The organism is Microbacterium sp. AG157 (genome assembly GCF_003385695.1).
GTDB classification, from domain to species: domain Bacteria; phylum Actinomycetota; class Actinomycetes; order Actinomycetales; family Microbacteriaceae; genus Microbacterium; species Microbacterium testaceum.
Map to the genome: position 1 here is coordinate 207,693 of NZ_QRDK01000004.1, position 11,545 is coordinate 219,237.

Genomic DNA, 11,545 nt, shown 5'->3' on the forward strand with positions numbered 1-11,545 from the left:
CGCGGGTGGATTCACGAGCGCGCGAGCACCTCGCCGTGCGGCAGCAGGATCCAGCCGTCGGCGTCCGCCGCCCATTCGCGCCACGCGTCGGAGATCCGCTGCAATGTCTCGTCGTCGGCGAGTCCGAGCCTCTTCGCGTGGCCCGCGAACGCCGAGGCGAGCACCCGGTCGGCCCACATCCCGCCCCACCAGGTGCGCCTGTCGGGGCTGTCGAACACCCAGACGCTGGCGCTCGCCTCGATGCGCGTGAACCCGGCCTGGCGGGCCCACGCCTTGAGCACCCGGCCGGCGTCAGGCTCCCCCGACACCCCGCGATGCACCCCGTGATAGATCGCGAGCCACTCGTCGAGAGCGGGGATTCTGGGATGCCAGATGACCCCGCCGTAATCGACGTCGCGCACCGCGACGAGGCCGTCGGTGCCGGCGACCCGTCGGAACTCGCGCAGCGCCTCTACCGGGCGGGCGAGGTGCTGCAACACCTGATGCGCGTGCACGATGTCGAACGAGCCGTCGGGCACGTCGAGGGCATAGGCGTCGCCGGTGCGGAACTCCACATTGGTGCGGTCGCCCGCGGTGGCGCGGGCGACCGCGACGACGTCGGCGGCGGCATCCACCCCGACGACCTCTCCCGGGAAGACCCGGTCGGCGAGGTCGACGGTGATGGTGCCGGGGCCGGCGCCCACATCGAGGATGCGGACGCCGGCGGACAGCGAAGACACCAGGTAGGCCGCCGAGTCGGCGACGGTGCGCGCGGCGTGGGAACGCAGCACGCTCTCGTGGTGTCCGTGGGCGTAAGCCACGGTCGACTCCCGTTCGCGCGCGTCAGACGCCGGCCAGGGCGCCAGAGGTCTGACGGGAGCGGATCGCGCGGTTCACACCCGAGACGATCGCCTTGAGCGACGCGGTCGAGATGTCGCCGTCGATACCGACGCCCCAGAGGCGCTGATCGTCGACCTGCAGCTCGACGTAGGCGGCCGCCTGCGCGTCGCCGCCCGAGCTGAGAGCGTGCTCGACGTAGTCGTACAGGGTCACCTCGAAGCCCTGCGCGCGCACGATCTCGAGGAAGGCCGCGACCGGGCCATTGCCCACTGCGGAGGCCGGGTGGCTCGCATCGCCGTCGCGCAGCGTGACATCGAGGTGCACGTCGCCCGACATGTCGCTCGACGAGCGGGTGGAGAGCAGCTCGAAACGGCCCCAGCGCTGGTCGTCGGATTCGGACGGCAGGTATTCGTCGGTGAAGATGTCCCAGATCTGCGCGCTCGAGACCTCGCCGCCCTCGGCATCCGTGCGCGTCTGCACGACGCCCGAGAACTCGATCTGGAGCTTGCGCGGCAGGTCGATCGCATGATCGGCCTTCAGCAGGTACGCGACCCCGCCCTTGCCCGACTGCGAGTTGACACGGATGACGGCCTCGTAGGAACGCCCCAGGTCCTTCGGATCGATCGGCAGATAGGGAACCGCCCACTCGATGTCGTCGATGCTCTTGCCCTCGGCGGCCGCGCGAGCCTCCATCGCCTCGAAGCCCTTCTTGATGGCATCCTGATGCGATCCGCTGAACGCGGTGAAGACCAGATCGCCGGCCCAGGGGCTGCGCTCGGGAACGGGCAGCTGGTTGCAGTACTCGACGGTGCGCTTGACCTGGTCGATGTCGCTGAAGTCGATCTGCGGGTCGATGCCCTGCGTCAGCAGGTTGATGCCCAGCGCGACGAGGTCGACGTTGCCGGTGCGCTCACCGTTGCCGAACAGGCATCCCTCGATGCGATCGGCGCCGGCCATGTAGCCCAGTTCGGCGGCGGCGACGGCGGTGCCGCGGTCGTTGTGCGGGTGCAGCGACAGGATGACGTTCTCACGGTGGTTCAGGTGGCGCGACATCCACTCGATCGAGTCGGCGTAGACGTTCGGGGTGGCCATCTCGACCGTGGCGGGCAGGTTCAGGATGACCTTGCGCTCGGGGCTGGGCTCGAAGACCTCGAGCACCTCGTTGCAGATGCGCAGGGCGAACTCCAGCTCGGTGCCGGTGTAGCTCTCGGGCGAGTACTCGTAGAAGACCTCGGTCTGCGGGATGGTCTTCTCATACTGCTTGCACAGTCGGGCGCCCTCGAGGGCGATGTCGACGATGCCCTGCTGGTCGGTGCGGAACACGACCTCGCGCTGCAGCACGCTCGTCGAGTTGTACAGGTGGACGATCGCCTGCTTCGCGCCGGCGATCGCTTCGTAGGTGCGGGCGATCAGGTGCTCGCGCGCCTGGGTCAGCACCTGGATCGTGACGTCGTCGGGGATCAGGTTGTCGTCGATCAGCTGGCGCACGAAGTCGAAGTCGGTCTGGCTCGCGCTCGGGAACCCGACCTCGATCTCCTTGTAGCCCATCTTCACGAGCAGGTCGAACATGACGCGCTTACGCTCCGGGCTCATCGGATCGATGAGCGCTTGGTTGCCGTCGCGCAGGTCGACAGCGCACCAGCGCGGGGCGATCTCGATCCGCTTCGACGGCCACGTGCGATCGGGCAGGTCGACCGCGATCTGCTCATGGAAGGGACGGTACTTGTGTACCGGAGCGGACGTGGGCTTCTGGGTGTTCTTCATGATGTGTCGCTTCTTTAGATTCGTTCGGTGGGGGCCGACGACGATCTCCGCGACGAGGAAGGCCCTTAGATCGAGGACTCGTCGCGGCAACTAAGAAGAAGCTGGCCACCGAAGCGCATGGAGTGATCGTAGCAGTCCGTCACGGAGCACTCGGTCCAGGGGCCGTCCACTCGCGGTCGAGGACCGCGTACACGAGCAGATCGCTCCACCGACCCTTGAACCACTCGTTCTCGACGAAATGGGCCTCGCGGCGCATCCCGATCCGCTCGGCGAGGGCCGCGGAGCGCTCGTTGTCGGCGTCGATCTGCGCGACAAGACGCCTGAGGCCGTACACGTCGAACGCCGTGTCGACGAGCGCACGCACCGCTTCGGTGGCGAGGCCCTTACCGGATGCCGCCGGGCTCATCACCCATCCGATCTCGGCCGACCCCGCCTCGGCGTCGAGGTGGAAGAGGACGAGATCGCCGATGACTGCGCCGTCGTCGGTGCGCTCGATGACGAGCATGACGCCGCCACGCTCCCCCTCGAGGGAGGTGCATCCGATGAGGTGCCCGTTGCGGCGGCGGATGTCGTCGGCCGTCTGCGGTTCGAAGGGGAGGAACCGGCACACCTCCGCGTCTCCGCGGTAGACGGCCATTGCTTCCAGGTCGCTCTCCTCGAACGGACGCAGGCGCACCCGCTCGCGCGTCACCTCGAGTCTCTCGGGCGCGGGAGGAAGGACGAAGGGTGAACCTGTCACGGCAGCAGGGCGACCTTGCCGCCCGGGTGTCCGTCCATGACGAAGCGCACGGCCTCCACCGCCTCGGCGAGCGGGTAGGTGCGGGCGACGGGAACCTCGAGTGCACCGGATGCCGCAAGCTCGAGCACCCGCGCACGCGCGATGTCGCGGAAGCGGGCGCTCTCGGGTCGCGAACCGGCGATCCAGAGCACGCCGTCCTTCTTCGCGCGCTCGGGGTCGACGATCGTGACGATGCGGTCCCGCTCCGCGACGAGGGCGAGGGAGACCTCGAACGCCTCGTCGGTGCCGACGGCGTCCCACGCCGCAGCGATGGGGGCCCCCTCCGCGGCCTCCTCGACCCGCTCGCGCAGACCGTCACCGTAGGCCACCGGGATGCCGCCGTAGCGACGGACGCGGTCGGCCGACTCCTCGACATCCGGGCCCACCGTTCCGATGACGCGGACGCCGAGCTCGCGCGCCTGCTGCAGGAGGCTCACTCCCACTGCTCCGGAGGCGGCGTGCAGAAGCACCAGGTCACCCTCGCCGACGCGCGTGACCTGGATCATCTCGGCCGCCGTGGTGCCGGCGAGCAGGAGGTTCGCGGCCTCTGCGTGCGAGAGGTTCGCGGGCTTGGCGAAGACATCGCGTGAGGCAATCGTGAGTTCGGTGGCATAGGCCCCCTGCACACGGAACGCGACGACCTCGTCGCCGACGTGCAGCTCGCCCGCGCCGCCGAGGGCGTCGGAGCCGACGGCGGTGATCTCGCCCGACAACTCGTAGCCGATCGGCACGGGGAACTCGGCGCCGGGGCGTGACGTGGCGACGTGCTTGGCATCCGCGGGGTTGATGCCCGCCGCCCGGACGCGGACGGTCACCTCGCCGGATCCGGGCGGCGCGACCTCCACCTCGTCGAAGCTCCACGTGTCGATCGGGCCCGGAGCCGGGGCCGTCCACCTCATCGCCATGGTCACGCCTTTCGTTGCGAATGTTCGCCACCGAGCGCAGACCCGGCGCGAGAAGTTCGGAGGGACCGGTCAGAAGCCGAGACGGCCGAGTTGCTTCGGATCGCGCTGCCACTCCTTGGCGACGCGAACGTGCAGGGACAGGTAGACGCGGCCGCCGACGAGCGGCTCGATGCCTGCTCGTGCCCGCGCACCGACGTCGGCGAGTCGTGAGCCCTTGCGCCCGATGATGATCGCCTTCTGACTGTCGCGCTCGACGACGATGTTCGCCCACACGTCGGTGAGGTCGCTGTCTTCCCGCGGAGCGACGTCGTCGACCGTCACGGCAATCGAGTGCGGGAGTTCATCGCGAACGCCGTGGAGGGCTGCTTCGCGGATGATCTCGGCGATCCGGTCCTCGAGGGCCTCGTCGGTGACGACATCGTCCTCGTACAGCGCGGGACCGACCGGCATGAGCGCGAGGAGCTCGTCGCTCAGCACGTCGAGCTGGTCGTTCGTGACGGCGGAGAGCGGGATGACCGCTGCCCAGTCCTCGCGAAGCGCATCGACTTCGATGAGACGTTCGGTGATCTGATCCCGCGTCGCAGCGTCGGTCTTGGTGACGAGGGCCACCTTCTTGGCCCGCGGATAGCCGGAGAGGGACTCGGCGATGCGGCGGTCGCCCGGGCCGACCTTCTCGGTGGCGGGCGCGCAGAACGCGATCACGTCGACGTCGCCGAGGACCTGCTCGACGAGGTCGTTGAGCCGCTGGCCGAGAAGAGTGCGGGGCCGGTGGATGCCGGGGGTGTCGACGAGCACGAGCTGACCGCCGGGGCGGTTGACGATGCCGCGGATCGCGCGACGAGTGGTTTGCGGCTTATCGCTCGTGATGGCGACTTTCTCGCCCACGAGCGCGTTGGTCAACGTGGACTTGCCGACGTTCGGCCGGCCCACGAAGGTCACGAAACCGGATCGGGTGTCGGTCATCTGTCGTTCCTCTCACGCTGCGAGGTCTCTGCCTCGGCGTTCTCATCGTCTGTCGTCTCGGCCCGCTCCACGATCACCGTCGCGATTCCGCGGTTGCGCCCCCGCGAGGCGCCGCCGGTCATCACGAGACCGGAGTGCTCTGCCGTCGCGCCGGGTTGCGGGATGCGGCCCAGCGCTTTGCCCAGCAGGCCCCCGATCGAATCCACGTCTTCGTCGTCGAGCTCGAGGCCGAACAGGTCGCCGACCTCGTCGAGACCGAGACGCGCATTGACGCGGTAACGGCCGTCGGGGAGCTCCACGATCTCGGTGGACGGGGCGTCGTACTCGTCGGCGATCTCGCCCACGAGCTCTTCGATCAGGTCTTCCAGGGTCACCAGGCCCGCGACGCCGCCGTACTCGTCGACGACGAGGCAGACGTGCACGGCGTCTTTCTTCATCTGCTGGAGAAGCGTCTCTGCCTTCATCGATTCGGGGACGAAGACGGCCGGACGCGCGATGCGGCGGATCGGTGCATCGCGCCAGCCGGCTTCGTCACGGAAGCCGAACTGGACGAGATCTTTGAGATACAGCACACCGACGATGTCGTCGGCTTCGTCGTCGGCGAGAGGGATGCGAGAGACGCCTTTGTCGAGAAAGAGCGCGAGCGCCTCGCGGGAGGTGGCCGCGGCATCCACGCTCACCATGTCGGTGCGGGGCACCATGACTTCGCGTACGTAGCGATCGGTGAAATCGAAGACCGAGTGAATGAGCTCGCGATCGTCCTCTTCGATGAGCTCGTTCTCGGCCGCCTCGTCGATGATGCTGAGCAGCTGCTCCTCGGACGCGAACGACGTCGAGTGGGCGACACCGGGCGTCACGCGGTTGCCCACTGCGACGAGCCCGTGAGCGAGGGGCCCGAGCAGGACGCGCATTCCGCGGATGACCGGTGCTCCCCCGCGCAAGAGCCCACGAGCGTGCTGGCGGCCGACGGAGCGTGGGCTCGCGCCGACGGCGACGAAGGAGATGCCCGTCATCAGGACGGCCGCGGCGAGCACCGCGAGCAGGATGTTGTCGAAGATGAGCATGAACGCCGCCGCGACGAGCACGGCCGCGGTCGTCTCAGCGAGCACGCGGATGAACGAGACGGCGGTGACGTGGGCGTTCGTGTCGTCGCCGATACGACGCAGGGACCGCGCGTTGCGGCCGCCCGATCCGAGTTCGATCAGGTCGACGCGCGAAGTCACGCCCAGCGCCGCCTCGAACGCCGCCATCAGGCCGCCGAAGGCGACGAGCAGGAAGGCGGTGACGAGGAGCAGGGCCTCGGTCATGCGCGGCGCTGGCGCTCGACGGCCTGGAAGCCGGCGATGAGCTCGCGCTGCAGTCCGAACATCTCACGCTCCTCGTCGGGTTCGGCGTGGTCGAACCCGAGCAGGTGCAGCAGGCCGTGGGTGGTGAGGAGGATCAGTTCGTCTTGCGTGGAGTGCTTCGCGGCGACGGCCTGCGTCTCGGCCACGGCCGGGCAGAGCACGATGTCGCCGAGCAGGCCCGCGGGGGTGGGTGCGTCCTCGGAGCCGGGGCGCAGCTCGTCCATCGGGAAGCTGAGAACGTCGGTGGGGCCGGGCTCGTCCATCCACTGCACGTGCAGGGACTCCATGGCGCCTTCGTCGACGAGCACGATGGCGACGTCGGCGTCGGCGCTGACGTGGAGTTCCGTCAGGTTGTATTCCATGAGACGCAGCAGTACCTGCTCGTCGATCTGGTGGTCGGATTCGTTGTTGATCTCGATCGTCATGAGCGGTTTCGTCTCGGGAGGTGATCGCGGGGACCGGCGGCGCTCGAGCCGCGTCGCTCCGCACGGGTGGCGAACTCGGATGCCTCATCGCGCTCGCGACGAGCGGCCAAGCGCTTCTCGTCGTATTCGCTGTACGCGTCGACGATGCGGCCCACGAGGCTGTGGCGCACGACGTCGTCGCTCGTGAGGCGGGAGAAATGGATGTCGTCGATGTGGTCGAGCACGCGCGTGACGAGGCGCAGACCCGAGGCGCCCTGGGGCAGGTCGACCTGCGTGATGTCGCCGGTCACGACCATGCGCGTGCCGAAACCGAGGCGCGTGAGGAACATCTTCATCTGCTCGGGCGTGGTGTTCTGCGCCTCGTCCAGCACGACGAAGGAATCGTTCAGCGTGCGACCGCGCATATAGGCCAGGGGGGCGACCTCGATCGTTCCCGTCGCCATGAGCTTCGGGACGATATCGGGGTCCATCATCTCGTTGAGCGCGTCGTAGAGCGGGCGAAGGTACGGGTCGATCTTGTCGGTGAGGGTGCCGGGGAGGAACCCGAGCCGCTCCCCCGCCTCGACGGCCGGGCGCGTGAGGATGATCCGCGTGACTTCTTTGCGCTGCAGAGCTTGAACGGCCTTGGCCATGGCGAGATAGGTCTTGCCGGTACCGGCTGGCCCGATGCCGAAGACGATCGTGTTCTCGTCTATCGCGTCGACGTACTCTTTCTGGCCGGCGGTCTTGGGGCGGATGGTCTTTCCGCGCGACGACAGGATCGCCTCTCCCATGACTTCGGAGGGCCGCGGGCCCCCGTCGGAGAGCATGCGGTTCGAGCTCGACACGTCGGACGGGTCGAGGCCCTGGCCCGAGCGGGTCATGCTGAGCAGTTCGTCGACCAGACCGCGGGCCGCGCGCACGGCACCCGGCGCACCGGTCAGCGTGATCTCGTTGCCGCGCACGTGGACGTCGACACCGGGGTGCTCCTTCTCGACAACACGCAGGAGACGATCCTGCGGGCCGAGAAGCTGCACCATGGCCACGCCGTCGACCTGGATGTGGTCGGAGACGATTTCTTCGGCGGAGTCAGCCACCCAGGCTCTTTTCGTTCAGGCCACCCGCGAGGACGTGGGCGTGCACATGGAAGACGGTCTGACCGGCACCCTCGCCGGTGTTGAAGATGAGGCGCAAGTCGCCATCGGCGTGCTCGGCGGCGACCGAATCGGCGAGCCCGATGAGCTCGGCGAGGAGAGCGGGATCACCCGCGGCGAGCTCGACCACGTTGCGGTACCGCTGCGTCTTGGGGATGACGAGCAGGTGCACGGGCGCCTGAGGCGCGATGTCGCGGATCGCGAAGACGTTCTCGGTCTCGGCGACGATCTCGGCGGGGATCTCGCCCTGCAGGATGCGCGTGAAGATCGACGGTTCGCTCATGGCATCCAGTCTAGTGACGGCCTCCGACACCGGGGCTGGGCCGTTCGTGACGCGCTGACCGGTGCGGCGCCGACGGGGCGCGCCCCCATCGGCGCCGTCCGCCCCGGGTCGCCGAGAGGAGCGGTGCCGATCCACGGGGAGCAAGCTCGGGTGGAGCTCACCAACGACCGTGCGCCGCCGACAGCACCGAGATCGCCGCAGCCCCCGCGGTGGAGGTCCGCAGCACCGTGTCGCCGAGGCGCACGATCCGCGCGCCCGCGCCCTCGAGGGCCGTGAGCTCCTCGGGCGCGATCCCGCCCTCGGGGCCTACGACGAGCACCACGTCGCGACCGTCCGACGCCTCCGCGGCGACCTCGGTGAGACGAGCGGATGCCGACGGCTCCAGCACCAAGATCTGGGCCGCGCCGGCGAGGCGGACGAGGTCGGCCGTTCGCGCGACTCCCTCGACCTCGGGAATCCACGCGCGGTGGGCCTGCTTCGCCGCTTCGCGGACGATCGTGCGCCAGCGGGCGAGACCCTTCTCGGCTTTCGCGTCCCAGCGCGAGACGCTTCGCGACGCCTGCCACGGCACGATCGCGTCGACACCGAGCTCCGTCGCCGCCTGGACGGCGAGTTCGTCGCGGTCGCCCTTTGCGAGGGCCTGCACGAGCACGAAGCGCGGGGAGGGCGCGGGGACCTCGTCGCGTCCGGTGACGCGCACGTCGACCTGTTTCGGGGTCGCCGCGGTCACGATGCCCGACAGCCACACCCCGCGCCCGTCGCCGAGCGTCACCGCCTCGTCGACGCGCACGCGCCGGACGGCCGAGGCGTGGTGCGCCTCGGCACCAGTGAGTTCGACGGTGTCGCCCGGGCGGGCGGAACCGGCGTCGTCGCAGACGAAGTGCAGCGCCACGGTCAGTGCCGGAAGCGGTCGCGGAACTTGCTGAACATTCCCTGCTGGTGCTCGGCCAGACGGGGCTTCGGCGCCTTGGTGCGCTTGGCGAACTCCTCGATGAGGGCGCGCTCCTTGTGGTCGAGGCGCGTCGGGGTCACCACGTGCACGCCGACGCGGAGGTCGCCGCGCTGGCTCCCACGCAACGGCGTGATGCCGCGGCCCTTGATCGTCAGGACGTCGCCCGATTGCACGCCCGGGCGCACTTCGAGGTCGACGCTGCCGTCGAGGGACTGGATCGAGGTGTTCGTACCGAGGATGGCATCCGGCATCGACACCTCGAGGGTTGCGACGAGGTCATCGCCCTCACGGCTGAAGGACTCGTGGGTCTCGACGGTGATCTCGAGGTAGAGGTCGCCGTTGGGACCGCCCGCGGGCCCGACCTCGCCGGAGCCGGGGAGTTGCAGGCGCAGGCCGGACTCGACGCCGGCGGGGATGTCGACCGACACGGTGCGGCGGGCGCGGACGCGTCCCTGACCCTGACAGGTGCCGCAGGGGTACGGGATGGTCGTGCCGTGGCCCTGGCAGACGCTGCAGGGGGCACTGGTGACCACGTTGCCGAGCAGGCTGCGCACGGTGCGCTGCACGTGGCCGGAGCCGTGGCAGATGTCGCAGGTGACCTCGCTGGTACCGGGCTGCGTGCAGGCGCCCTGACACGTCTCGCACAGCACCGCGGTGTCGACCTCGAGGTCGCGATGGGTGCCGAAGACGACGTCGCCGAGGTCGAGCGTGACGCGCACGAGGGCGTCTTGTCCGCGCTCGCGGCGCGAACGCGGTCGAGGTCCGCGGCCGCCTCCCCCCTGGCCTCCGCCGCCGAAGAACGTCTCGAAGATGTCGCTGAAACCACCGAAGCCGGCCGCGCCCCCACCACCGAAGGGGCTCTGGTCGCCGCCCATGTCGTACCGACGGCGCTGCTCGGGGTCGCTCAACACGTCGTAAGCGTGGGTGACGAGCTTGAAGCGCTCGGACGCGTCTTCTCCCGGGTTGACATCGGGGTGGAGCTGACGCGCCAGACGGCGGTACGCCTTCTTGATGTCTTCGGGGCTGGCATCGCGTTCGACGCCCAGGACCTCGTAGTGGTCAGCCACAATCGCCTTCCTGTCCGCTTGCGCGGGGTCGTTCTCGGGTGGGGTGCTCGGAGCGCTCGTCGTCAGCGAGACGCGTCGTCGTCTTCGAGCATCCGGGTCAGATAGTGCGCGACGGCACGAACCGCCGCGAGGTTGGAGGAGTAGTCCATGCGGGTGGGACCGAGCAGGCCCACGCGTGCGCCGCCGGTGGAGCCGTCGTACCGGCTGGCGAGCACCGAGGCCTCGACCAGGCCGAAGGGCTCGTTCTCGCGGCCGATGCTGGCCGACAGGCCCTTCTCGTCGGCGACCATCTCGCTCATGAGACGCAGGAGCGTCACCTGCTCCTCGATGGCCTCGAGCAGCGGGTAGATGCTGCCGCGAAAGTCGGACTCACGCTTGGCGAGCGTCGCGGCACCGGCCAGCACCAGGCGGTCCTGGCGGAACTCCTCGAGCTCTTCCCCGACCACGTGCAGCACCGCATCGGCGATCGCGTCGAGCGCGACCCCGGGGCGCGGTCCGTCAGCCAGAGCCGCTTGCACCCGATGCGAGCTGTCGGCGACGCTTCGCCCGACGAGCACCGCCCCCACTCGGGCGCGCAGCTGGATGATGTCCGCCTCGGTCGGCTCCGTGGGCACGAGAGCGATCCGTTGCGACACCCGGCCGGTATCGGTGACGAGGATGACCAGCAGGCGCGGTCCGCCGAGCGCGACGAGCTCGACGTGGGTCACGTTTGCGCGGGCGAACGAGGGATACTGCACGATCGCGACCTGGCCGGTCAGTTGTGTGAGCGCTCGGACGGTGCGCGCCAGCAGGTCGTCGAGGTCGCCCGCCTCGTCGAGGAAAGACGTGATCGCGCTGCGCTGCGCACCCGAGAGCGGGCGGAGTTCCGCGAGGTGATCGACGAAGACGCGGTAGCCCTTGTCGGTCGGGACGCGCCCCGACGACGTGTGCGGCGCGACGATGAGGTCCTCGTCTTCGAGCAGCGCCATGTCGTTGCGGATCGTGGCCGCCGACACTCCGAACGCGTGACGGTCGACGATCGCCTTGCTTCCGACGGGCTCCCGCGTGTCGACGTAGTCCTGGACGATCGCGCGGAGCACCTGAAGGCCTCGTTCCGACACCATGAGCTGC

Annotated in this window: 12 protein-coding genes; all 12 read right to left on the reverse strand. The window is 69.2% G+C overall.

Annotated elements, in window-relative coordinates:
* Nucleotides 1-11 precede the first annotated feature (11 nt).
* The 12 genes from DEU35_RS13735 to hrcA all read right to left on the reverse strand — a co-directional run bounded on the left by DEU35_RS13735 (nt 12) and on the right by hrcA (nt 11,538).
* A complete protein-coding gene (locus DEU35_RS13735) occupies nt 12-800 on the reverse strand; it encodes a methyltransferase domain-containing protein (RefSeq protein WP_116239830.1) in 789 nt (262 codons plus the stop codon).
* A gap of 22 nt (nt 801-822) precedes the next feature.
* Entirely contained in the window at nt 823-2,583 is a 1,761-nt protein-coding gene (gene leuA / locus DEU35_RS13740; protein ID WP_116239831.1) for a 2-isopropylmalate synthase, read from the reverse strand.
* A 139-nt stretch (nt 2,584-2,722) separates the two neighbouring features.
* Nucleotides 2,723-3,322 (reverse strand): GNAT family N-acetyltransferase, encoded by a 600-nt coding sequence (locus DEU35_RS13745; RefSeq protein WP_147301879.1) that lies wholly within the window; start codon nt 3,320-3,322, stop codon nt 2,723-2,725.
* Nucleotides 3,319-4,266, reverse strand: coding sequence for an NADP-dependent oxidoreductase (locus DEU35_RS13750; RefSeq protein WP_116239833.1), 948 nt, complete (start codon nt 4,264-4,266; stop codon nt 3,319-3,321). The genes DEU35_RS13745 and DEU35_RS13750 overlap by 4 nt, the downstream gene beginning before the upstream one ends.
* Before the next feature lie 69 nt (nt 4,267-4,335).
* Nucleotides 4,336-5,229: a GTPase Era gene (era, locus tag DEU35_RS13755; protein ID WP_116239834.1), complete on the reverse strand. Its 894-nt coding sequence runs from the start codon at nt 5,227-5,229 to the stop codon at nt 4,336-4,338.
* Nucleotides 5,226-6,536: a hemolysin family protein gene (locus DEU35_RS13760; RefSeq protein WP_103209238.1), complete on the reverse strand. Its 1,311-nt coding sequence runs from the start codon at nt 6,534-6,536 to the stop codon at nt 5,226-5,228. The genes era and DEU35_RS13760 overlap by 4 nt, the downstream gene beginning before the upstream one ends.
* A complete protein-coding gene (ybeY, locus tag DEU35_RS13765) occupies nt 6,533-7,000 on the reverse strand; it encodes an rRNA maturation RNase YbeY (protein WP_103209235.1) in 468 nt (155 codons plus the stop codon). Before ybeY ends, DEU35_RS13760 begins: the two co-directional genes overlap by 4 nt.
* Complete coding sequence (locus DEU35_RS13770; RefSeq protein WP_246078307.1) at nt 6,997-8,019, reverse strand: PhoH family protein; 1,023 nt, start codon at nt 8,017-8,019, stop codon at nt 6,997-6,999. The genes ybeY and DEU35_RS13770 overlap by 4 nt, the downstream gene beginning before the upstream one ends.
* 49 nt (nt 8,020-8,068) lie before the next feature.
* Nucleotides 8,069-8,416, reverse strand: coding sequence for an HIT domain-containing protein (locus tag DEU35_RS13775; RefSeq protein ID WP_116239835.1), 348 nt, complete (start codon nt 8,414-8,416; stop codon nt 8,069-8,071).
* A 157-nt stretch (nt 8,417-8,573) separates the two neighbouring features.
* Complete coding sequence (locus DEU35_RS13780) at nt 8,574-9,308, reverse strand: 16S rRNA (uracil(1498)-N(3))-methyltransferase (RefSeq protein WP_116239836.1); 735 nt, start codon at nt 9,306-9,308, stop codon at nt 8,574-8,576.
* Between the two features lie 2 nt (nt 9,309-9,310).
* Nucleotides 9,311-10,435 carry a molecular chaperone DnaJ gene (gene dnaJ, locus DEU35_RS13785; protein WP_116239837.1) on the reverse strand — a complete coding sequence of 375 codons (1,125 nt, stop codon included), beginning with the start codon at nt 10,433-10,435 and terminating at the stop codon, nt 9,311-9,313.
* A gap of 62 nt (nt 10,436-10,497) precedes the next feature.
* The gene (hrcA, locus tag DEU35_RS13790) at nt 10,498-11,538 is read right to left on the reverse strand and encodes a heat-inducible transcriptional repressor HrcA (RefSeq protein ID WP_116239838.1); all 1,041 of its coding nucleotides are present in this window, start codon (nt 11,536-11,538) and stop codon (nt 10,498-10,500) included.
* Nucleotides 11,539-11,545 lie beyond the last annotated feature (7 nt).